Below are 22,244 nucleotides of genomic sequence, written 5' to 3' on the forward strand. Positions count from 1 at the left end.
GCCGGGGGCATGTTCGATTACACCTTGACGTTCTGACGGATGTTCCAGCCGAACTTGACCGGCCCGCCTTCCTTGGTGCCGTCGGCTTTCTGCGGCTGGTAGTCCACCAGCACCTTGGCGAAGTTCAGGGTGAGGTTTTCGGTCAGGCGATCATCGCTACCCGAGCCACCGGTGCTCAGGGAAGTGACCAGCACTTCTTCCAGGTTGATGATCATGTACTCGACCTGGCTTTCGCCGCCGGCCTTGCGCACGGTCAGCTTGACCTTGTCGATGTGCTTGCCGCTGGCGCAGTGCATCATCAGGTTCGGTGAGGCTTTGTCGACGTACTTGGTCAGCGACAGGTCCTGGATGTTCACCTTGCCTGCACCACCACCGCTGCCCACGTGCATATTGCCGGACTGAGACATGCCCCAGCTCCAGTTCAAGACGTCGATTTCGTCCTTGTGGGCCTTGTCCATGGACTCGCCCTTGATGTCGCCGATCTTGATGAAAATATCAACAGCCATGTTTTCTCCCTGTGTGGTCTCTACCACATTGTTTGGTTAACGCCGACCTTGCGAAATCTGTTCTGCTGAACGGGTTCAAGGTGATCTCCAACCTGATGAAGACCCCTGTGGGAGCGAGCCTGCTCGCGATGGCGGAGTGTCAGGCAACACTGGTAGCGACTGATCCACCGCTATCGCGAGCAGGCTCGCTCCCACTTTTTACCGCGTCCGTTCAGCAGGTTTTTATGCGCCTTTGGCCGAAGGCAGCTTGGATACCAGGCGCAGCGACACGGTCAGACCTTCGAGCTGATAGTGCGGGCGCAGGTAGAACCTGGAGTTGTAGTACCCCGGGTTACCTTCCACGTCCTCGACGATCACTTCGGCCGCAGCCAATGGGTGCTGGGCCTTGGTGGTTTCGGTGGAGTGCGCCGGGTCACCGTCGACGTAGTTGAGGATCCAGTCCTGCAACCAACGCTGCATTTCGTCCTTCTCTTTGAAGGAGCCGATCTTGTCGCGCACGATGCACTTCAAGTAATGGGCGAAACGGCAGGTGGCGAACAGATACGGCAGGCGCGCGGCGAGGTTGGCGTTGGCGGTGGCGTCCGGGTCGTCGTACTCGGCCGGTTTCTGCAACGACTGGGCGCCGATGAACGCGGCGAAGTCAGTGTTTTTCTTGTGCAGCAGCGGCATGAAACCGTTCTTCGCCAGTTCCGCTTCGCGGCGGTCCGAAATGGCGATTTCGGTCGGACATTTCATGTCCACGCCACCATCGTCAGTCGGGAAGGTGTGCGCCGGCAGGTTTTCCACTTCACCGCCAGACTCCACGCCACGAATGCGCGAGCACCAGCCGAAGTGTTTGAACGAACGGTTGATGTTCACCGCCATGGCGTAAGCGGCGTTGGCCCACGTGTACTTGGAGCTGTCGGCACCGTCGGTGCTTTCTTCGAAGGCGAAGGCCTCCACCGGATCGGTCTTGGCGCCATACGGCAGACGCGCGAGGAAGCGCGGCATGGTCAGGCCGATGTAGCGCGAGTCTTCCGATTCGCGCAGCGAGCGCCAGCCAGCGTATTCCGGGGTGGTGAAGATTTTGGTCAGGTCGCGCGGGTTCGACAATTCCTGCCACGAGCCCATGCCCATCACGGTCGGCGATGCGGCTGCAATGAACGGCGAGTGCATGGCGGCGCAGACTTTCGACAACTCGCCCAGCAACTCGACATCCGGCGGCGACTGGTCGAAGTAGTAATCGCCCACGAGGCAACCGTAAGGTTCGCCGCCGAACTGGCCGTATTCTTCTTCGTACATCTTCTTGAAGATCGGGCTCTGGTCCCACGCGGTGCCCTTGAATTTCTTCAGGGTCTTGTGCAGGTCGGTCTTGGAGATATTGAGCACGCGAATCTTCAGTTGCTCATCGCTCTCGGTGTTGTTGACCAGGTAGTGCAGGCCACGCCAGGCGCTTTCCAGTTGCTGGAAATCGGGGTGGTGGATGACCTGGTTGACCTGGGCGGTGAGCTTGGCGTCGATGGCGGCGATGATTGATTCGATCGACTTGATGGCGTCGTTGGACACCAGGTCGGTCTGCGCCAGGGCCTGTTCGGCCAAGGTGCGCACGGCGGTTTCGACGGCTTCGCGAGCGCGTTCGGTCTTGGGTTTGAATTCTTGCAGCAGCAGGGAGGCGAACTCGCTGGCTTCTTCGGTGGTGCCCAGTGTCTGAGCGTCTGCACGTACTGAATCGGTCATGATCATTCGTCCTGATTAAGCCTGAGGCTCGGCTGGCTTCGGCGCACTGGCAAGCGCCTGGAGCAGCGCCGGATCCTTGATGGCCTTCATGATGATTTCTTCGGCCCCGGTCTTGCCGTCCATGTAGGTCAGCAGGTTGGCCAGTTGGGTGCGCGCTTCGAGCAACTTGTTCAGCGAGTCGACCTTGCGCGCCACGGCGGCCGGGCTGAAGTCGTCCATGCTTTCAAAGGTGATGTCCAGGCTCAGGTTGCCTTCGCCGGTCAGCTCGTTGGGCACGTGGAACGCGACGCGTGGCTGCATGGCCTTGAGGCGCGAGTCGAAGTTGTCGACATCCACCTCGAGGAACTTGCGATCGGCCACAGGTGCCAGAGGCTCGGCGGGCTTGCCGGCGAGGTCCGCCATGACGCCCATGACGAAGGGCAACTGGACCTTTTTCTCGGCGCCGTAGAGCTCGACGTCGTACTCGATCTGCACTCGAGGCGCACGGTTGCGCGCGATGAATTTCTGAGAACTTTGCTTCGCCACGTTGCTGCTCCTGGTCGCTCAAGCGACGGTGTTGGCGTCATCGGTGGTACCGGTGACGTGACTGCGTGATCCGTTCGCTTTTATTCGCTGTCTGGTCCGCGCAGGTTTTCAAATTGGCTCATGCCGTCGGGAATCAGGTTGCGCACGATGGCTGCAAAGTCGGCGTGCACCAGATTCTTCGCCCGGTTCAACAGCACCGGCAGCGGGCTGGAGGGCTCATGACGGGTGTAGTACGCAAGAATCCGGTCCAGGCTGCGCAGCACGTCGTCGCGGTTGTTGATTTCGCCAGTGCTGCGCGGTGTGCTCGGCGCGGTGGAGTGTTCAACCGGCGCGGCACTGTCGTCGCTGATGGCATCGGGCAGGGGGGTGTCGCCGCTCTGCGGGGCGAACTGGCCGAGAATCTGCAGGGCCATTTTTAGCGGTTGCTTCAACGGGCCAAGGTCAACGCCCTGGGCGGAACCGATTTGTTCGCTGATCTGTTGCTCGATGGCCTCGGCGACGCTGCGGGCCTCGTGCAAAGCTGCTCGGGTGATTTCCAACTGTTCGGGATCGCTGTCGAGGAACGCCCCGGCGAGCTGTTCGGCGCCGAGGTTTTCGTCAGGGAAGCTTTGCAGGCCGCTGGCATTGGCGGCGGCGCGCAGGCTGACAGCACCAAAGGTTCGCGAACGGGCCAGGATGCTTTCGCGCAGCAGACGAATGGTTGCATCGGACGTCAGGCCGGCGAGGGCATTGATGCGCACAGTGGGGTCGTTGTTGTCTTCGGCATCCAGGCGCGGATGCAGGTCGGCCCAGTACTGCTTGAGCAACTCGCTGATCAGCGTCAGAACGCGGGCCAGGCCGGCGACGCCTTCGAGGGCAAGGGAACTTTGCAAAAGGAAGTGGGTGATACGCAGGTCTTTGCTGCGTTGCAACAAATCCAGACTTTGCTGCTGGATGCTGCGCCATTCAGGGGGGGCGGCAGGCAATATCGAATCGCCCATGCTGCGCTCGGGCTGGCCCAGGGAATCGCGTTCCAGGCGCAAAAAATCCGCGTCATATTCCAAATCTTCACCACAAGGCGAAGTCGCAGAAACGGCGGCGAGCAACAAAGGCACTTCCACTGAATTTGATCTCCCTATCGCCCGACTGACAGTCGGGCTGTTCACACGTTAGTTCCAGGTGGAACTTCACATGTTTCCTTGAGTGTAATGGCCCTTTGGATACGCAGTGATCTTAAAGTGCCATCATTGATATTCAAGAAGTTGTGCATTTTTGGTGTAGTACTTATGGCTTGTCAAGGTAAGCTATTTCCTCTGTGTGACAGATGTGAGGTGCTTAACAACCCGCGCGACCGATTGGTCGAAGCAGGCGCTGATGCAGGTTTTTTGTCACGCAAGCCGGTTAAGATCAGCAATCATGCTGTCAAAAAGCGGTTTTCGAGGTTGTTTGCAAGGTTGTCGGACCGAGTTTGGCGGGAGTGAATCCCGATTCGTCCGCGCGCAAAGTGTTCAGCAAGGAGGCAAGATGTCGCTGTGTTTGACTATTACTAGTTATCACAAAATTACCCCTGGCCAGTGCCCTGAGAAATCCATGAATCAGGGTGTGATGGCGATAGGTCGAAACTCTGATAATGACTGGGTATTGCCCGACCCTGAGCGCTTGGTTTCCGGCAAACATTGCGTTATTCAATATAAAGATGGCCGGTATTATTTAACCGATAACAGCACTAACGGTGTGGAGTTGGTCAAGGCCGGTATTCGTCTGCGCAAAGGAAACAGCGAGCCGTTGCAAGATGGCGAAGTTATCCGCATCGGTGATTATGAAATCCAGGCGCGTATCGATTTCAGTCTGCCGGTGACCGACGGCAATCCTTTCGCTGATTCGTCCAGCAGCTTTGAGGCCCTGATGGGGCGTCAGGGCGCCGTCGTGAATACGCCGACGTCGTTGCCCGTGACGCCACCTGCACATTTTCAGGGCGTATCGGCCATGGACACGATGCCGGACCTGTTCGACTTTCTGACACCGACCAGCGTCCCGCCGGCCACCCAGCCTGACCATGTCCCGGCCGAGCAGCACGACTTCCGCCCGCCGACCCCGATCCCCGACCCAACGCCCGTGGCCGGGCCTGCACCGCTGGCGTCGGCCCCAGTGATTCCGGAAGATTGGGACCTGCTCAGCGACAAGCCTGCGCCGGTGGCTGTCGCCCCCCTGCCTGTTGCAGAGGTTGCGCCGCCACCCGTACCTCACATCAGCGTACCGATCGAACCGGCACCCCTTTGCGAACCACCCGTGGCCGTCGTCGAGCGCCTGGTCGATCCGGTCAGCCCGGCCGACAATTCTCAACCCGACCTGTTGCAAGCCTTTCTGCGCGGTGCCGGGCTGGATCAAGTGCGCCTGGACAAGGCCCAGGCCGAAGCGCAAATGGAAAGCATCGGGCGCAGTTATCGGCTGATGGTCGAAGGCCTGATCGATGTCTTGCGCGCCCGTAGCAGCCTCAAGGGCGAGTTCCGCATTCAGCAGACGATGATTCAACCGGTGGAAAACAACCCGCTGAAATTCGCTCCCAACGTCGATGAAGCATTGCTGTTGCTGTTGCGCCACAGCAATCAGGCATTCATGGCGCCGGACCTGGCTGTGCGCGACAGCTTCGATGACTTGCGTGCCCACCAATTGGCGGTGATGGCCGGCGTGGAAGCTGCGATCAAGCACCTGCTGGCGCGCTTCGAGCCGGCGCAACTTGAGGAGCGCATGGGCAAGCCCGGTGGCCTGTCGAGCATTTTCAGTGGCTCGCGACAGGCCCAGTACTGGCAGCAGTTCACCGAGCTCTACAGCAATATTTCCCGCGAGGCCCAAGAGGATTTCCAGGACCTGTTCGGTCGGGAGTTCAGTCGCGCCTACGAAGAACACAGTACAAGGCAGCGCCACGGCTGAGCATCGCCATCGCATAGCGCCATTGATAGCAAAGAACGGAACAACGGATAGCTGAAACGTCATTGAGGACGCAGGATGATTCCCAGGTTTTTACTCGCAGTCGCCACCGCGCTTCTGCTGACCGCATGTGCCAAGGATGCGGCCAAACCCCAGCCCGAAGAGGCTGAGGCCGAGGCCGACACGGCCGCCGTCGAGTTGCACTTTCACGCCATTGCCGGGCTCAACCCCGGCGCCACTGGCCAGCCAGCCCCGGTCCGGGTGCGTATTTTCGAACTGAAAAATGCCGCCACCTTCGGCCGTTCCGATTATTTCGCACTGGCCGAACGGGCCCAGGCGACCCTCGGCGCCGATCTGATCGATCAGGACGAAGTGCTGATCCAGCCCGGCCAGCAGTTGAGCCTGCAGCGCGACCTCGACCCGGCCACCCGCCATATCGGCGTACTGGTGGGGTATCGCGAGCTGGATCAGTCGTTGTGGCGCGCAGTGATGAATGTCCCGCCGCGCCAATACACCGAATACCAGATCAGCCTCGACGTGCGAGCCGTGCGCAGCGCCGTCGTGGTTTCCCCATCCAGCCCTGCCCAATAAGCAATCGGAGCCCCCCATGTCCTGGAACAATCGTGTGGTCTGGTCGGAAGGCATGTTCATTGGAACGCAGCACTTCCAGCAGCATGACCGTTACCTGGAGAACCTCATCGACGCCCGGAGCCGCCCGTTGTCGGCCGGCGCCTGGGGTTTCTCCGAATTGCTGATCGACCAGGGCCTGCTGGCCCAGGGCAAACTGGCGATTATCTCGGCGCGGGGCCTGTTGCCGGACGGCACGCCATTCAACATTCCCCAGGATGACCTGGCACCGAGCCCGCTGAATGTCGATGACAACCTGCGCGATGGTTTGGTGTACCTGGCCTTGCCGCTCAAGCGCGCCGGTGCGCGTGATACGGTCGACGAAGGCGAAGCCTTGGGCGCTGCGCGCTACGTGAGCCAGGTGCGCGAAGTACGGGACGACAACGCGCCGTTCGAAAACCAGGCGCCGGTGGCCTTGGGGTCGAGGGCGCTGCGATTATTGGTAGCCCAGGATGGCATCAGCGACTACGCCGCCATCGGCCTGGTACGAATCAAGGAGAAACGCGCCGACCGAGCCTTGGTGCTCGACGACACTTACATCCCGCCGCTGCTGGATGTGGTTGCTTCCAACCCACTGGCCGCATTTCGCAACGAACTGCTGGGCCTGCTGCATCAGCGCGGCGAAGCTCTCGCCGGGCGAGTGGTGGCATCCGGTGCCGGCGGTGCCTCGGAAATTGCCGATTTCATGCTGCTGCAACTGGTCAACCGTGCCCAGCCGCTGATCCAGCACTTGAGCCAGTTGAGCCCGTTGCACCCCGAGCGGTTCTACAGCGAGCTGGTGAGTCTGGCCGGCGAGTTCTCGACCTTTACCGCTTCCGGGCGACGACCACAGGAATACCCGCAGTACCAGCACGATGACTTGGCGTTGAGTTTCGCGCCGGTGATGCAAGCCTTGCGTGAGGCGCTATCGATGCTGATCGACAGCAAGGCCACGCCGATTCCGATCGTCGAAAAAGCCTACGGCGTCCATGTGGCGATGCTGGCCGACAAGGCTCTGCTCGACAGCGCCAGCTTCATCCTGGTGGTGCGCGCCGACGTGCCCGCCGAAACCCTGCGCAGCCACTTCGGCCAACAGAGCAAGGTCGGCTCGGTGGAGCACATCCGCAACCTGGTCAACCTGCAATTACCGGGCATTGGCTTGCTGCCGCTGCCGGTGGCGCCACGACAAATCCCGTATCACGCCGGCTCCACTTATTACGAACTGGACCGGGGCAGCGAGCATTGGCAGCAACTGGCCAACTCCGGCGGTTTTGCGTTCTACATCGCGGGGCAATTCCCGGGGCTGAACCTGGCTTTCTGGGCGATCCGAGGATAAACCGCAATGAGCAACGATGATCGTACCCAATTCATGCCGACACCCGGTGGCCGTGGCGCCGACCCGGTCCGCCCGGAGGCTGGTCGCGCCCAGGCCGCGCCACTTTCGATGCCGGCCGCGCCGCTTTTGATCGGCACGGCCGAAGGTCTCAACCCCCTGGAAAGCGCCGCTGGCCCGTTGCTGGCTTTGCTGACCCGCTTGCGCAACACCATTGCTCACCCGGCGCCGGCGAGCCTGCGGGCGCAATTGCTGGCCTACCTGCGCCAGTTCGAGGAACGCGCCGAGGCTGCCGGCGTGGTGCGCAACGATGTGTTGCTGGCCCGCTACGCCTTGTGCACCGCCCTGGATGAAGCGGTGTTGAGTACGCCGTGGGGTGGTGCCAGCGACTGGGGCAAACAGAGCCTGCTGATCACTGTGCACAACGAAGCCTGGGGCGGCGAGAAGGTGTTCCAGCTGTTGGAACATTGCCTGCAAAGCCCCCGCGAACGTTTGTATCTGCTGGAACTGTTGTACCTGTGCATGTGCCTGGGTTTCGAAGGGCGTTATCGGGTCGTGAACGACGGTCGCAGCCAACTGGAAGCCTTGCGAGAACGCACCAGTGCGGTCATCCGTAGCGCCCGTGGCGATTATGAGCGTGAACTGTCGCCCCATTGGCGCGGCGTCACCGTGGCCCGCGACCGGCTGGCGCAATTCATGCCGCCTTGGATCGCCGTGGCCATCGGCGTGGCGTTGCTGCTGGCACTGCTGTTCGGCCTGCGATTGAAACTGGCCGCCGATGCCGAGCCGGTGTTTAAAAATATCCATGCGCTGGGCGAGATCCCGGTGCAGGCCATCGACCGTCCGGTGGTGCAACCGAAACTGATCGAGCGTCCCCGCCTGGCGGGCTTCCTCGCCGATGAAATCAAGGCCGGTCGGGTAGCGGTGGAAGATGCCGTTGACCGTTCAGTGGTGACCATCCGTGGCGATGAGCTGTTCGCCTCGGGCAGCGCCAGTATCGTCGACAATTTCCAGCCGCTGATGCTGCGCATCGCCGATGCCATTCGCAAGGTCAAGGGCCAGGTCCGGGTGACCGGCCACAGTGACAATCGCCCGATTGCCACCTTGCGGTTTCCATCGAATTGGGCCTTGTCCGAGGCGCGTGCCAATTCGGTGCTGCAAATCCTTTCGGCCAAAACCGGCCAGCCCGAACGCTTCAGCGCCGAAGGCCGCAGCGACACCGAACCGTTGGCCTCGAACGCAACAACAGAGGGCCGCGCACGCAATCGTCGGGTCGAAATCACAGTGTTGGCGGAGGGGGTCGAGTGAAGGCGTTTTTCAGTTTTATCATCCGCTGGATCATCCCGGTGCTGGGCCTGATCGCCCTGAGCCTGATCATCTGGTTCGTTGGGCCGCTGTGGGAATTTCTGGTGCCCGAAGGCCGGCGCTGGGCGCTGATCATTCTGGTGTTCGCGGTGTGGACCGCCTACCGGGCGTTCCTCATCATCCAGGCCCGCCGCAAGGCCGCCGAAGTGATGCGCAGCCTGGCGGCGCAAACCCCGCCGGACCCCACCAGTATCGCCACCGCCGAGGAACTCGAAACCCTGCGCCAGCGCATGGACGAAGCCTTGGCGCTGCTCAAGAAAGCCAAGCTGGGTGGCGACGAGCGACGCAACCTCTACGAACTGCCGTGGTACGTGATCATCGGCCCGCCGGGTTCGGGCAAGACCACCGCGCTGGTCAATTCTGGGCTGCACTTTCCCCTGGCCGCGCAGCTCGGCGCCGGGGCCGTGCGCGGGGTTGGCGGTACGCGCAATTGCGATTGGTGGTTTACCGACCAGGCGGTGCTGCTTGACACCGCCGGACGCTACACCACCCAGGACAGCGACGCGACCGTTGATAAAGCCGCGTGGCTGGGCTTTCTTGGCCTGCTGAAAAAGCAACGGGCCCGTCGCCCGATTGACGGTGCGTTCATCGCCATCAGCCTGTCCGACCTGCTGCTGGGCAGCGACGCCGAGCGCGCTGCCCATGCCGCCGCGATCCGCCTGCGGATCCAGGAGCTGTACACGCAACTCGGGGTGCGCTTTCCGATCTACCTGATGCTGACCAAGCTCGATCTGGTGCCAGGGTTCATGGAGTATTTCGATACCCTGAGCAAGGAAGAACGGGCCCAGGTCTGGGGTATGACCTTTGCCCTGGACGACGGCAAAAACAATGACAGCCCACTGGCCCATCTGCAAAGCGAATTCACCGGCCTGGAACAGCGCCTCAACGATCGTTTGGTGGAGCGTTTGCAACAGGAACGCGACCCGGCGCGGCGCGATCTGATCTACGGCTTCCCGCAACAGTTCGGCGCGTTGAAGGATTGCCTGCAAAGCTTCCTTGAGGGCGTATTCAAACCCAACGCCTTTGAAGAGCGGGTGCTGTTGCGCGGGGTGTATTTCACCAGCGGCACCCAGGAAGGCAGCCCGATTGACCGGCTGATCGGTTCCATGGCCCAGAGCATGAACCTGGACCGCCAGCACCTGGCGCGCCAGAACGGCACCGGGCGCAGTTACTTCATCGAAAAACTCTTCAGCGCCGTGGCCTTTGCCGAGCGTGGGCTGGTGGGGGTCAACCCGAAAGTCGAACGTCGGCGCAAGTGGATCGCCCGGGGCGTACTGGCCTCGACCGTGGCCCTGGTGCTGGTGGTCGGGACCTTGTGGTGGGTCAGTTACCGCGCCAACCAGGCGTATATCGCGCAAGTCGATCAGAAAGTCGCGCCCCTGGGCCAGGCCGTGCAGAACCTCAGCCCGGCACAACGGGACGTGCTCGCGGTGATGCCCTTGCTCAACGCGGTAAAGCACTTGGCCGACGACGCGCCGAGCTGGGCCGAAGGCCTGGGCCTGTATCAGGGCAACATGCTTGAAGCCGAGTCTGGCAGCGTCTATCGCAAGCTGTTGATCGCAGTCTTCGCGCCACGCTTGCTCACGCGCATCGAAGAGCAACTGCACGGCGGCGGCAATTCGGACTTCCTTTACGAAGGCTTGAAGGCCTACCTGATGCTCGCCGACAGCGAGCATTACGATGCCGACTTCATCAAGGCGTGGATCGCCCTGGACTGGGATCGCAGCCTGCCGCGCGACTTGCCGGCCGAGCAGCGCCTGGCCCTGGAGGAGCACTTGCAGGCACTGTTCGAGCGCCATCCGCCCACCGCACGTCTGGACCCGCGCCTGATCGACGATCTGCGTCGGCAGTTGCAGCAGCTGCCAGTGGCCCAGCGCGTCTATGACCGGGTCAAGCGGCAGAAACTGCCGGACGGCATCCCGGACTTTCGTATCAACGAAGCGGCCGGGCGTGATGCCGCGCTGGTGTTCAGCCGCAAGAGCGGTAAGCCGCTGGGCGAACCCTTGAGCGGCTTCTTCACGGCCAAGGGTTACCGCCAAGGTTTTTTGCTGACCAGTCTGAACCAGACCGGCACCCTGGCCGAGGAGCAGTGGGTGCTCGGTCGCGACCAGGCAGAACAACAGAACGTCGTCAGCCTGGCCGCCGACGTTCGCCGCCTGTATTTCCAGGATTACCAGCGCCAGTGGGACGCCTTGCTGGCTGATATCGACTTCGTGCCGATCACCAGCGTGGCCCAGGCCGCCGATGTGTTGCGGGTGATTTCCGGCCCGACCTCGCCGTTGAAAAAACTGCTGGTAGCAGTGGCGAAGGAAACCGACCTGCAGCAGGAAGAACGCCTGCTGGCCGCCAAGGGCGCGCCGGTGGAGGGTGGGGTCGACAAGCTTAAGGAGCGCTTGGGCAGCTTGCTCGGCCAGGAGCAGGCGACGCAAAACACACCGGATGCCAGTGAAGATCCAATCACCGCGCATTTTGCCGAACTCAACAGCATCGTCAGCAAAAACGAAGGCGAGCCGGCGGCCATCGACGGCCTGCTGGCCGACATGAACGCCCTGTATGTGCAGGTCAGCGCCATGGTCGGCGCCAGCGGCGACGCCTTGCTCGGCGAAGCCAAGAACCAGGCCGCAGCGGCCGCGACACGGGTCAGCCTCAACGCCGAACGTCAGCCGCCGCTGGTGCAGGGCCTGGTCAAGTCGGTGGTCAACTCCACCACCAACAGCATGATGGGCGGGGTGCGCAATCAACTGAACGCGGCCTGGACCAGCGAAGTGGTGAACATCTATCGCCAGTCCCTGGCCGGGCGTTACCCGATGTCGCCGGGCAGTGCGCGAGACGCGACCCTGGACGACTTCGGCCAGTTCTTCGGCGTGGGCGGGGTGATGGACAACTACTTCCGCAAATACCTGCAGCCGTACGTGGATACCTCGACCCAGGCCTGGCGCTGGCAACCGGGCGCCGCACAGAAGCTCGGCATCGCCCCGGGCGTGCTGCAAACCTTCCAGCGGGCAGCGACCATCCGGGATGCGTTTTTCCGTTCCGGCGGCACCCAGCCGATGGTGCGCTTCGAACTCAAACCAGTGGCGATGGACGCCACCATCACCCAGTTCTTGCTCGACCTCGATGGCCAGCAATTGAGCTATGACCACGGTCCGAGCCGTCCCACCTCCATGCAATGGCCCAACCCCGGCAGCATCGGTGTGGTGCGGATCTCGATCATGCCGCCTTCAGCCAGCGGTCGTTCAGGCATCACTTTGGACGGGCCTTGGGCCTGGTTCCGTCTGCTGGAGCAGTCGGACCTGACTGCTGGCAACTCGCCGGATCGTTTCAATCTGCGGCTGCGGGTCGATGGCGCCAGCGTCTCTTATGAGCTGCGGGCCAACAGCGCCTTCAACCCGTTCAAGAGCCGTGTGCTCAGTGGTTTCAGCCTGCCGGAGCGTTTATGAGCACGCCGGGCTTCTATGGAAAGCTGGCCAGTCGCGGGGACTTTGTCAGTCGTGGCTTGCCGCAGAGTTTTATCGGCCCCTGGGATTCGTGGCTGGCGGCGGGCCTGCTTGCCAGCCAGAGCCTCGGGGACCGTTGGCTGGATGCCTATCTGGTCAGTCCGCTGTGGCGTTTTATGCTCGGGCCCGGTGTATGTGGGCCACAGGCCGCCGTTGGGGTGGTGATGCCGAGCATCGATCGGGTTGGCCGGTATTTTCCGCTGACCGTCGCGGTGCTGCTGGATCACGACGCTGATCCGGCGTCGGTGGTGGGCGGCGCGGATGCCTGGTTTGAGCAAGTTGAGCAATTGCTGTTGAGCACGTTGAGCGTGGAGGCGAGCTTCGAAGCCTTCGGTGCAGGGCTGGAAATGCTGGGCGGCCCGGCGTACCTGCCACGCGCTCCAAGCAGCCGTTTTGCCGGCCTGCATCGCTTTGATGCCACCGACCCGAAGGCGCGAATGACCGTGCTTGCCGAACTGGCCTGCGAAGGCGCAAGCCTGTGGTGGGGCCAGGGTTCGGAGCGTATCGCTCCAGCTTTATTGCGGTGCCAGGGCTTGCCGGCGGCCGCTGATTTTGCGCAATTTTTGCTCGGCCAAGAAGGTGTTGTGTAGATGTGTCCAAGCGTTGGAAAGACGTTCAAGTCTGCAAGCAAGAGCCATGTCGGTATGGTCCGCCAGGTTAACGAAGATGCTTGCCTGGATCAGCCGGAAAACGGCCTGTGGGTGGTCGCCGATGGCATGGGCGGGCATGCGGCGGGCGATTACGTCAGCAGTCTGATCGTCGACAGTCTGCGTAGCATTGCCGTGGGCCGTTCGCTGGATGAATACGTCGCGGCGCTGAAAACCGACCTGCTGCGGGTCAACGCCGCCGTGCGTGAAGAAACCGCCAACCGCGGCGTGACCATGATGGGCAGCACTGTGGTGGTGCTGGCGGCGCGCGGCTTGCGCGGGGTGTGCCTGTGGGCGGGTGACAGCCGCTTGTATCGCCTGCGTGACGGTCTGCTCGAAAGCATCTCGCGGGACCACAGTTACGTTCAGGATCTGCAGGACAGCGGCCTGCTCAGCGAAGCTGAAGCCCGGGTGCATCCACGGTCCAATATTGTCACCCGCGCCATCGGGGTCGAGGCGCAACTGAACCTGGCGATAGTCGAGCTGCTGTTGATGCCCGGCGACAGTTACCTGTTGTGCAGCGACGGGCTGACCAAAACGGTTGAAGATCATGAGATCCGCGAGGTGCTGAGTCACGACGAGCCCGGTGAAATCGCGAGCAGCCTGGTGTCCCTGGGCCTGATGCGCGGCGCTCCGGACAACATCACCGTGATTGTCGTGAAGGTGCCGTCATGAATTCCGCCCTGCACATTCTGATCCCCGGCTATGACATAGACGGCGAGATCGGCGAAGGCGCCATGGCCAACGTTTACCTGGCGACCCAGCGCTCGCTGGAGCGCAAGGTGGCGCTGAAGGTCATGGCTGCCGCACTGGCGGCGGACCCGAGTTTCTGCGAGCGTTTCCTGCGCGAAGGTAAAACCCTGGCGCGCCTGTCTCACCCGCATACGGTCACCATCCATGACATCGGCCATGTCGGTGAGCTGTATTACATGGCCATGGAATTCCTGCCCAACGGCACGCTCAAGGAGCGCATCGCCGCCGGCCTGACGCCGGAGCAGGGCCTGATCTATATCCGTCAGATCGCCTCGGCCCTGGGCTATGCCCATGGGCTGGGGCTGGTTCATCGCGACGTCAAACCGGCGAACATTTTGTTCCGTGCCGATGGCACGGCAGTGCTCTCAGACTTCGGCATCGCCAAGTCCATGGATGACCGCACCCAGTTCACCCAGGCCGGTTTCGCCGTCGGTACTCCCAGCTACATGAGCCCGGAACAGGCGCGCGGCCAGGATATTGATGGCCGGGCCGATCTTTATGCCTTGGGCGTGGTGCTCTACGAAATCCTCGTCGGCAAACTGCCGTATACCGGCAACGACGCACTCTCCACGGCCCTGGCGCATTTGACAGAACCGTTGCCGGAGCTGCCAGTGCACCACGGTCGCTATCAAGAAGTGCTGCGCAAGCTGTTGGCCAAGGATCCGGCCGACCGTTTCCCGGATGCAGCGGCGCTGTTGCAGGCGCTGGATAATCTGCCTCGGGAATCGGTTGAAGCGACCACCATCCGGCCATTGCCAATTCCGGTATCGCCGATTGCGGTGAGCAATGACCTGGCGGGACTGACGCCGGTGTCCATCGATATACCGACCGGCCCCGCTCAGCCACAACCTCGGCCCAATCCTGTTCCGCCGACTGTGAAGCCGACACCGTCGTCCACGGTCTCGGAACAGCGAAAGGGGCCGGTGTTTGCACTCGCCGTCGTCGCGGTAGCCGTGGCGCTGGCCTTGGGCGGCGCGGGTTATTGGTGGCTGTCCGGTGACGTCGACGCCGACGCCAAGGTGCCGGTGGTTTCAGCACCGCCGGCCAGTGCGCCGCCGACTGTGGCGCCACCCGTAAAGCCCCCCGTGGCAACGGAGGTCGATGGCGGTCAGCGTCCGCTGCTGATGGCCGGCAAAAAAACCTTGTTCCAGCGAGTACTCAGCAAGCCGGGGGCGAAACTCGCCAGCGACCCGGGGGCCACACCCGACAAGGCCTTGCCGGCGTTCTCGGTGCTTTACGTCTATCAGCGCAAAGAGGTTGATGGCAGCCCGTGGCTGCGTGTCGGCGCCGCCACCGACGGGCGCAGTGACGGCTGGTTGCCGGCCCCGCAAGTCAGCGACTGGAAGCAAAGCCTGGTACTTAAGTTCACCGAACGCTCCGGCCGTGCGCCGGTGATGTTCCTGCGTCAGCCCGGTGACGTGGAGAAGCTGCTGGCAGATCCGTCGACGGCAAAAAACCTCCTGCTCAAGGCCCAGCAGAATCGCGAAGACAACCAGCAGGTCCTGGCCCTGGAACCGGCCGCCAGTGCGGTGCCGCAGAATCAGTTTTACCTGTTGCCGATTTTCGATTCGCGCGAGAGCTTCGATGAGAACGGCCAGTCGGTGCAGTTGCTGAACGTGGCGTCCATCGACCCCGGTGATGCGCCGAAGGCCGCTGCCAACAACACGCCAATCACTACCGCTAATGCCGACGCGTTCCGCACCGCCGTGGTGTTGGTCGTTGACACCACCGTGTCCATGCAGCCCTACATCGATCAGGTCCGCGACGTAGTACATCAACTGCAAACCCGCATCGCCGAGCGGGGCGAGCAGGACAGTGTCAGCTTCGGCCTGGTGGGGTTTCGAAGCAGCACCCAGAAAACCCCGGGTCTGGAATACGTCGCCAAAACCTTGATCACCCTGGAACAGGGCCGCGACCCGCAGCGCTTCATGGACCTGGCGCGTCAGGTCAAGGCGTCCAAGGTCTCCAGCCATTCGTTCAACGAAGATGCGTTTGCCGGTGTGATGGAAGCGGTCGAGGGCATGGACTGGTCCGGCTATGGCGGGCGCTTGATCCTGTTGGTCACCGATGCCGGTGCCTTGCGCAAGAACGACCCGTATGCCGCCACGCAAATGAACGAAGCCGAAGTGCGCCAAGCCGCGCTGGGCAAGCAGATCAAGATCTACGCCTTGCACTTGCTCAGCGATGCCGGCAAGAAAACCCATGGTGGTGCGCAAAGCCAATATCGCACCCTGACCGCCGACGCCAACCCGCAGATCGGCGATCTGTACATTCCGGTGCCGGGCGCCGATGTGCGCAAGTTCGGTGAGCGGGTGGACGAGATCGGTTCGGTGTTTGCCGACCTGGTGCATCAGGTGCGTGGCAACAAGCCGCAAACCGTGCCGCTGCTGAGCGCCGCGCCGAGCCTGACTGACAAATCGGCGGCCGTCGGTTACGCGATGCACATGGACTTCCTGGGGCGTAAAGCCGCCAGCCAGGCGCCGCAACTGGTCAGCGCCTGGACCGCCGACCGCGACCTGACCAACCCGGCGCTGCCGGCGTTCCAGGTGTGCGTGATGCTGACCAAGTTGCAGCTCAACGACTTGCAGCAATCGCTGAAACTGATCGTCGATGCCGCCCGCAAAACCCAGACCTCGCCGAAGAATTTCTTCCAGGAAATCGCCAGCGCCAGTGCCTATATGAGCCGCGATCCCTCGGCCTTGCGCAAGGGTGGCAACCTGGCCGATGGCGGGGTTCTGGGTGAGTACCTGGAAGGGCTGCCATACCGCAGCAAGTCGCTAAACATGACCCAGGATTTGTGGCTTTCGCTGAGCGTAGCCGAGCAGGAGGACTTTATCGACGAGCTGGATTCGAAGATCCGCCTCTACGAAACCTTCCACAACGACCTGGCTAACTGGGTGCGTTTCGGCGATGCCGAACCGGGTGATGCCTTGTACCGCGTTCCATTGTCGACGCTGCCGTGATGCTGAACATGAACGCAGTGCACAAACACCGGGGCGTCGGCAGCCAGCGATACAGCCTGGTGATTCCACGGCTGCAGCTGCATGCCGGTGAACAGTTGGCGGTGGTCGGTCCCAGTGGCTGCGGCAAAAGCACGTTGCTCGATTTGCTGGCGCTGGTGCTGGCTCCGGATCAGGCCGGGCAGTTTGATTTTGCCCCCGGCCAAACCAGGACGGACATTACCGGGCTGTGGCGCGCAGATGCGCAAAGTGCCTTGGCGGACCTGCGCCGCCGGCACTTGGGCTACGTGCTGCAAACCGGTGGCCTGCTGGATTTTCTGGACGTGCGCGGCAACATCGACCTGTCGCGCAAACTGCTCGGCTTGAAAGACGACGGCAGCGTGGATCGTCTGGCCGGGGCGTTGGATATCGCCGATCAACTGGGCAAAAAGCCGGGTGATTTGTCCGTCGGCCAACGGCAACGGGTGAGTTGCGCTCGCGCCCTGGCCCATGGGCCGCATCTGCTGCTGGCCGATGAACCGACCGCCGCCCTCGATCCGCTGAACGCGGAACGAGTGATGCAGTTGCTGGTGACCCAGGCCCGCGAACATGGTGTGTGCTGCGTCGTTGCCACCCACGATGAATCACTGGCCCGCGCCAGTGGTTTGCAGGTGCGGCGCATCAGTTGTCATCGCGACGTCGATGGCGGTGTCACCGCCATCCTCGGGGAGGCCTGCTGATGCGCAGCGCGCTAGTGGCTTCCCTGGCTTGGCAGGATTACCGCAACGATGCGTGGCTGTCGGCCTGTTCGGTACTGGCGCTGGTGGCGGTGGTCGCACCGCTGCTGGTGCTGTTCGGCTTGAAATTCGGCCTGGTCAGCAGTTTGACCGAGCGCTTGGAAAACGACCCGGCCACCCGGGAAATCATTCCCTTGGGTGGTGGTCGGTTCAGTGCCGCGTTTGTCGAACAATTGAGCCGGCGCAGCGACGTGGCTTTCGCCTTGCCGCGCACCCGGCAGATTGCTGCGACGGCGGATCTGACCGCTGGTGCTTCGACGGTGACCGTCGAAATGATCCCCACCGCCGCCAACGACCCCTTGCTCGGCAGTCTACCGGTGCCCCAAGGGCTGGATCAGGTGCTGCTCAGCCAGACCGTCGCCGAAAAACTCGGGGCCAAGGCCGGTGATTGGCTGGAGGCCAGTTTCGGTCGACAGGTGGCTGGTCGTGGCGAGGCGCAGCGCACTCGCGTCCAGGTGCTGCACGTTCTGCCGCTGGAAGCCTTCGCCCGGGACGGATTGTTCGCGTCATTGACGTTACTTGAAGCGGCTGAAGATTACCGGGACGGCCGCGCCGTGCCAGCGTTCGGTTGGCCAGGTGATGCGGTGGGCGTGACGGAGCAACGGGTGTATCCGGCGTTTCGCCTGTATGCCCGCAGCCTCAAGGATGTCGAGCCGCTGCGTCAGTACTTCGCTGCACAGAATCTGCTGGTCTCGACCCAGGCCCAGACCATCGCCCAGGTGCAATCGCTGAGCCGCAACCTGTCGATCGTGTTCTGGATCATCGCCGGATTGGCCTTGACGGGAGCGTTCGCGGCGATTTTTGCTGGCGCGTTGGCGGCGGTCGAGCGCAAGCGCCGAGAGTTGTCGGTGTTGCGCCTGCTGGGGTTTTCCACGGCGGCGTTGCTGTTGTTTGTGGTGGTGCAGGCGCTGTACAGCGCCGGCCTTGCCGCCCTGTTGAGTGCCGGGCTGTATGGCTTGGCGCAATCGGGTTTAAACCATTTATTTGCGCAGATGCCGGGTGAGTACGCCAGCCATCTGCTGGCGCGTCACTACGCGTTGGCCCTGGCGGCAGTGCTCGGCGTCAGCGCCGTGGCGGCAGTCTGTGGTGGCTGGCGAGTGGCGCGTATCCAGGCGTGTGAAGGAATCCGAGATGTATAAGTTATTGGGCGCCGCCATGGCGCTGAGTCTGGCCGGTATGGTCTGGGCCGATGAAAGCACCGACAAACTGGACAACCCCAAGCCGTTGCCCGACGACGTCAGCCTGCCGCTACCGTGCGAAGGGCAAATGGTGTTCCGTTACGTCTACATCCTGGCGCAGGGCACTCTGGACGACCGCGAGATCAGCCTCGGCTATCCATTCAGCGAGGGCGAGTCCGGTTATCAACAGTCGTTCATCTCCGGTTACCGCCGGGACTTTATCAACGGCCAGTTCACCCTCAAGGATCTGCCCAAGGATTGGGGCAAGACCATCACGCCGTTGATGCCCAAGACGGACGCCAAGACCCCGCTCAAACCGATGCTCTATTTCATCGGCAAATACGAAGTCACCGCCCGCCAATACGCCCAGGTCATGGCCCAGGCGCAATCGTTGGCCAGCGGCGAGCCGGCGCCGGCCTGCGAGGCATTGCAAGCCGAGGCCCCGCAAGGCATGGCCGGGCGTTTGCCCAAGGTGAAGTTGTCGCGATTCGAGGCCGAACGCTTCTCGGCGGTGTATAGCGCCTGGCTGATGAAATACCACAAGGACCTGCTACCGGTGAGCGGTCGTGGTACCTCGGCGGAAGAGGGCGGGCTGGGTTTTGTGCGCTTGCCGACCGAGGTCGAATGGGAATTTGCTGCCCGTGGCGGGCAGGCCATTAGCCGTCAGGACCTGGAAGGGCGTATGTTTCCCCGGCGTCTGGAGGGCAGCGAAAGCGACGGGCCACTGGCGGACTGGGCAGTCTTCAATCAGGTCGCCGGAGGCACCGGCCAGGCAGCGCGCCTGATGCCGATCGGTACCAAACTGCCAAACCCCATCGGCCTGTTCGACGTGATCGGCAACGCTGCCGAGATGGTCCAGGAGTCCTTCCAGCTCGTGCACGCCGGACGCCGCCAAGGCACCTATGGCGGCTTCGTGGTCAAGGGCGGCAATTACCTGGAAGGCGAGGGCACCTTGTTCACCGGGATGCGTCGCGAATACCCGCTGTTCGCCGCCGACGGCACCGAGCAAAGCAACGAAACCACCGGATTCCGGGTGGCGATTGGCGCGTTGTCGGCACCACGTTCGCGCTACAAGGAACTGTTTGCCCAATGGCAGAAAGAAGGTCGGCTGGCTTCGCTGACCGATGCCATCGACGACGCCCAGGACCCGACCAAACGCCTGGACAGCATCATTGCTGCCAGCGTCGATCCGCGCCTGCAAGCCGAGTTGGGGCTGGTCAACGAAGAGCTCAAGCGCAACGTCTCGCTCATCGCCCAGCAGCGCGAGGAAGCGGCCGGCAACCTGATCCAGTCGGCGGCCCTGGTGGCCGAGACCGTCAACAACTACAACATTCGCCTGACCAATTTGCAGAAGAGTCGCCAGCAGGCCTTGGACGCCAAGGACGAGGCCAGCGCCAAGTTGTTCGCTACCGCCATCGACAATGGCCGCAGCGCGCTGGACGGCGCGGTGGCGATCTACATCGACAACCTGGCGACCGGCACGCGCTACACCGATGCCGTGATCCAGGCGCAGTTTCAACGCATCAAGGAAGAGTTGGAGCGCAAGCCGGTACTGGGCAAGAGCCTGGTCACGCGCGCAACGTTATTCGTTCGCCATGTCGGTGATTATCGTCAGCAACGACGAGCCGACCCGGCGGCGATATTGAAGGAATTGCTCGCATCGAACGCTCAGCGGTCTTGATCGTTCGTTGTACAGCGAGCTTGGAAGGGACTCAGGCGGCGGTGGGCCGTGCTGAGCTGGTCAAACTTAAAAGAGAACACAACTATGCTTTCCTCCCGTAAACCTTTTGCTTCGCTTTCCAAGCGTCACTTGCTGCTGATGGCCGTTGGCTTCAGCACCGTACTGACCGGTTGCGCCACGTCGCCGACCTCCAAGGTCGCCTCGAGCACCAAGGTCGAGTACTACCCAAACTGCTACGAGCCGGTGCAGCACCTGCGTGCCACTGATTCGAACATGACTAAGTCGGTCGTCACCGGCGCGGCCGTCGGCGCTGTCGGTGGTGCACTGCTGGGCGCCCTGACCGACTCCGAGAACCGTGGCCGCAACGCCGCTATCGGTGCAGCGGGCGGTGCCCTGGCGGGCGGCGCGGCCGGTTACTACACCGAGCGCCAGAAGCAGATCGCCGATGACAACCAGCGCATCGCGTCCTACGCCTCCGACGTCAACAAAAGCGCCGCTGACATCGACCGCAGCACCGCGTACGCCAAGACTTCGCAGCAGTGCTACCAGAACGCGTTCACCAAACTGGTCGCCGACCGCAAGGCCAAGACCGTCAACGACACCGAAGGCCGCAAGCGCCTGGCAGAAATCGTCGCGGGTCTCAAAGAGTCCAACGACCTGATCGTCGCGGTTAACGGTAAAGCCAGCGAAGACCTGAACAACTACACCCAGGCCTATGAAAAAGACCTGCAGCAAGTAGGCGTGCAGCGCACTGACGTGGTCACTGTGGCAACCGCCGACACCACGCCAGTCGTGGCGCCGACCAAGAGCAAAAAAGCGGTGAAACCGGCGAAAAAACCGGTGCTGCCAACCGTGCCGAAAGAAGCGGTCACCACCGAGAAAACCCTGCAGACCGCACAAGCCAAACAGGCGGAAAGCAAGCAAGTCGCCAGCGCGGGCAACACTCAGGTCAACAGCATGTGCAAGAACCCGGACCTGGGTGACTGGGCACCGGTACCTTGCCCGAATGCTTGATTAAGTTTCTGTAGGTCTTTGATCATTCCCACGCTCTGCGTGGGAGTGATCTGTACTGGCTACACCTTGGCGCTATGCGCCGCCATCGTATTTACTCTCCTTGATTTGCGGCACCGTCAGATTCTGGAAAACCCGATGATCGTGACTGAATTGCAAGTAGTGCAGCACAGGCACCAGGGTCAAGTGATAACGGGTCAGGCGTATTCCAGATTCACTCGCGACCACGTTTTCTATTCGGCCATGAATACCTTCACCGTTAAGCCCGAATTGGAGGAACTTGGTTGTTCATCCATAGGAAGCTAATACCATGTGGGCAAACTCTTTCTTGCTTGGCTGAAGATCAGCGTGCTGCTCCAAGTGCGCGCGCCATGCAGATTCAAGCATGGGTCCATCAAGATCGCCGTCGGTAGCGAGATAGGCGGCGGCATCGTCTTTCACTGCCTGAATGTAGAGTTTGGAGAAGCCATCCTTGATGTCGTTCGTTGTCGTAATAAACGGTCCGACCGTTGTGATGAGCAACCCGTATCCAGTGAATGACGAGGGGGTATAAGTAGGCTCAGCCCGAACTGAGTCGCTACCTACGGGTATGATCATGGCCCCACATAAGCTCCCGAAGGCCAGAGTCCATTTTTTATTGCGCCGAGTAGTCATGATCTGGTTGAACTCCCTGTCTGTGGCCGCCCAAAGCGTGAGCGCGCTGCCATAAGCGACGTGCCGCACCGACTCAACATTGAGAGTGCTTGTGTTTAAGTGGCGGCAACGTTGGCACTTTTGTTGATT

17 protein-coding genes and 1 pseudogene are annotated in these 22,244 nt (G+C 62.0%); 12 read left to right on the forward strand and 6 right to left on the reverse strand.

All coding sequences use genetic code 11. The features are described from left to right. Nucleotides 1–17 precede the first annotated feature (17 nt). The 4 genes from KGB18_RS01180 to tssA all read right to left on the reverse strand — a co-directional run bounded on the left by KGB18_RS01180 (nt 18) and on the right by tssA (nt 3,847). Nucleotides 18–506: an Hcp family type VI secretion system effector gene (locus tag KGB18_RS01180; protein WP_007894494.1), complete on the reverse strand. Its 489-nt coding sequence runs from the start codon at nt 504–506 to the stop codon at nt 18–20. A gap of 222 nt (nt 507–728) precedes the next feature. Continuing rightward, nucleotides 729–2,222, reverse strand: coding sequence for a type VI secretion system contractile sheath large subunit (gene tssC / locus KGB18_RS01185; RefSeq protein WP_052967842.1), 1,494 nt, complete (start codon nt 2,220–2,222; stop codon nt 729–731). Nucleotides 2,223–2,237: 15 nt separating this feature from the next. Continuing rightward, the gene (gene tssB / locus KGB18_RS01190) at nt 2,238–2,747 is read right to left on the reverse strand and encodes a type VI secretion system contractile sheath small subunit (RefSeq protein ID WP_007894500.1); all 510 of its coding nucleotides are present in this window, start codon (nt 2,745–2,747) and stop codon (nt 2,238–2,240) included. Nucleotides 2,748–2,827: 80 nt separating this feature from the next. After that, nucleotides 2,828–3,847: a type VI secretion system protein TssA gene (tssA, locus tag KGB18_RS01195; protein WP_123720173.1), complete on the reverse strand. Its 1,020-nt coding sequence runs from the start codon at nt 3,845–3,847 to the stop codon at nt 2,828–2,830. A 403-nt stretch (nt 3,848–4,250) separates the two neighbouring features. Here tssA and tagH point away from each other — a divergent pair, with 403 nt between their 5' ends. The 12 genes from tagH to tagQ all read left to right on the forward strand — a co-directional run bounded on the left by tagH (nt 4,251) and on the right by tagQ (nt 21,464). Then, on the forward strand, nt 4,251–5,657 hold the full coding sequence (gene tagH, locus KGB18_RS01200) for a type VI secretion system-associated FHA domain protein TagH (RefSeq protein ID WP_223569269.1): 1,407 nt from the start codon (nt 4,251–4,253) through the stop codon (nt 5,655–5,657). Nucleotides 5,658–5,732: 75 nt separating this feature from the next. Then, nucleotides 5,733–6,245, forward strand: coding sequence for a type VI secretion system lipoprotein TssJ (gene tssJ, locus KGB18_RS01205; protein WP_007894506.1), 513 nt, complete (start codon nt 5,733–5,735; stop codon nt 6,243–6,245). 16 nt (nt 6,246–6,261) lie between these two features. Continuing rightward, nucleotides 6,262–7,596, forward strand: a complete 1,335-nt coding sequence (gene tssK, locus KGB18_RS01210; RefSeq protein WP_223569270.1) for a type VI secretion system baseplate subunit TssK — start codon at nt 6,262–6,264, stop codon at nt 7,594–7,596. A 6-nt stretch (nt 7,597–7,602) separates the two neighbouring features. After that, nucleotides 7,603–8,901, forward strand: coding sequence for a DotU family type VI secretion system protein (locus KGB18_RS01215; protein ID WP_123720176.1), 1,299 nt, complete (start codon nt 7,603–7,605; stop codon nt 8,899–8,901). Beyond that, nucleotides 8,898–12,398 (forward strand): type VI secretion system membrane subunit TssM, encoded by a 3,501-nt coding sequence (gene tssM, locus KGB18_RS01220; protein WP_201061172.1) that lies wholly within the window; start codon nt 8,898–8,900, stop codon nt 12,396–12,398. Before KGB18_RS01215 ends, tssM begins: the two co-directional genes overlap by 4 nt. Then, nucleotides 12,395–13,045, forward strand: a complete 651-nt coding sequence (gene tagF / locus KGB18_RS01225) for a type VI secretion system-associated protein TagF (protein WP_223569271.1) — start codon at nt 12,395–12,397, stop codon at nt 13,043–13,045. The genes tssM and tagF overlap by 4 nt, the downstream gene beginning before the upstream one ends. Beyond that, nucleotides 13,046–13,777, forward strand: coding sequence for a PP2C family protein-serine/threonine phosphatase (locus KGB18_RS01230; RefSeq protein WP_223569272.1), 732 nt, complete (start codon nt 13,046–13,048; stop codon nt 13,775–13,777). Then, on the forward strand, nt 13,774–16,818 hold the full coding sequence (locus KGB18_RS01235; RefSeq protein ID WP_317850968.1) for a serine/threonine-protein kinase: 3,045 nt from the start codon (nt 13,774–13,776) through the stop codon (nt 16,816–16,818). The genes KGB18_RS01230 and KGB18_RS01235 overlap by 4 nt, the downstream gene beginning before the upstream one ends. Beyond that, nucleotides 16,818–17,534, forward strand: coding sequence for an ABC transporter ATP-binding protein (locus KGB18_RS01240; protein ID WP_123357181.1), 717 nt, complete (start codon nt 16,818–16,820; stop codon nt 17,532–17,534). The genes KGB18_RS01235 and KGB18_RS01240 overlap by 1 nt, the downstream gene beginning before the upstream one ends. Further along, nucleotides 17,534–18,730 carry an ABC transporter permease gene (locus KGB18_RS01245; RefSeq protein ID WP_223569273.1) on the forward strand — a complete coding sequence of 399 codons (1,197 nt, stop codon included), beginning with the start codon at nt 17,534–17,536 and terminating at the stop codon, nt 18,728–18,730. Before KGB18_RS01240 ends, KGB18_RS01245 begins: the two co-directional genes overlap by 1 nt. After that, complete coding sequence (locus KGB18_RS01250) at nt 18,723–20,450, forward strand: formylglycine-generating enzyme family protein (protein WP_411736809.1); 1,728 nt, start codon at nt 18,723–18,725, stop codon at nt 20,448–20,450. Before KGB18_RS01245 ends, KGB18_RS01250 begins: the two co-directional genes overlap by 8 nt. Nucleotides 20,451–20,534: 84 nt before the next feature. Further along, nucleotides 20,535–21,464 carry a type VI secretion system-associated lipoprotein TagQ gene (gene tagQ, locus KGB18_RS01255; protein ID WP_123720183.1) on the forward strand — a complete coding sequence of 310 codons (930 nt, stop codon included), beginning with the start codon at nt 20,535–20,537 and terminating at the stop codon, nt 21,462–21,464. Between the two features lie 102 nt (nt 21,465–21,566). Here the strand turns inward: tagQ and KGB18_RS01260 are convergent. Together KGB18_RS01260 and KGB18_RS01265 are read right to left on the reverse strand one after the other, a co-directional pair. Further along, a pseudogene (locus KGB18_RS01260) lies at nt 21,567–21,740 on the reverse strand (contractile injection system protein, VgrG/Pvc8 family); the annotation flags it as partial. Nucleotides 21,741–21,749: 9 nt separating this feature from the next. Further along, nucleotides 21,750–21,983, reverse strand: coding sequence for a DUF2388 domain-containing protein (locus KGB18_RS01265; protein WP_201061188.1), 234 nt, complete (start codon nt 21,981–21,983; stop codon nt 21,750–21,752). Between the last annotated feature and the right edge of the window lie 261 nt (nt 21,984–22,244).

The sequence above is a fragment of the Pseudomonas sp. BF-R-26 genome, from assembly GCF_019947395.1.
Taxonomy (GTDB): Bacteria; Pseudomonadota; Gammaproteobacteria; order Pseudomonadales; family Pseudomonadaceae; genus Aquipseudomonas; species Aquipseudomonas farris.

Bases quoted from the DNA above. Each gene is read 5' to 3' on its own strand.
- KGB18_RS01180 (WP_007894494.1), bottom strand. From the start codon at position 506: ATGGCTGTTGATATTTTCATCAAGATCGGCGACATCAAGGGCGAGTCC.
- tssC (WP_052967842.1), bottom strand. From the start codon at position 2,222: ATGACCGATTCAGTACGTGCAGACGCTCAGACACTGGGCACCACCGAA.
- tagH (WP_223569269.1), top strand. From the start codon at position 4,251: ATGTCGCTGTGTTTGACTATTACTAGTTATCACAAAATTACCCCTGGC.
- tssJ (WP_007894506.1), top strand. From the start codon at position 5,733: ATGATTCCCAGGTTTTTACTCGCAGTCGCCACCGCGCTTCTGCTGACC.
- tssK (WP_223569270.1), top strand. From the start codon at position 6,262: ATGTCCTGGAACAATCGTGTGGTCTGGTCGGAAGGCATGTTCATTGGA.
- KGB18_RS01215 (WP_123720176.1), top strand. From the start codon at position 7,603: ATGAGCAACGATGATCGTACCCAATTCATGCCGACACCCGGTGGCCGT.
- tagF (WP_223569271.1), top strand. From the start codon at position 12,395: ATGAGCACGCCGGGCTTCTATGGAAAGCTGGCCAGTCGCGGGGACTTT.
- KGB18_RS01230 (WP_223569272.1), top strand. From the start codon at position 13,046: ATGTGTCCAAGCGTTGGAAAGACGTTCAAGTCTGCAAGCAAGAGCCAT.
- KGB18_RS01235 (WP_317850968.1), top strand. From the start codon at position 13,774: ATGAATTCCGCCCTGCACATTCTGATCCCCGGCTATGACATAGACGGC.
- KGB18_RS01240 (WP_123357181.1), top strand. From the start codon at position 16,818: ATGCTGAACATGAACGCAGTGCACAAACACCGGGGCGTCGGCAGCCAG.
- KGB18_RS01245 (WP_223569273.1), top strand. From the start codon at position 17,534: ATGCGCAGCGCGCTAGTGGCTTCCCTGGCTTGGCAGGATTACCGCAAC.
- KGB18_RS01250 (WP_411736809.1), top strand. From the start codon at position 18,723: ATGTATAAGTTATTGGGCGCCGCCATGGCGCTGAGTCTGGCCGGTATG.
- tagQ (WP_123720183.1), top strand. From the start codon at position 20,535: ATGCTTTCCTCCCGTAAACCTTTTGCTTCGCTTTCCAAGCGTCACTTG.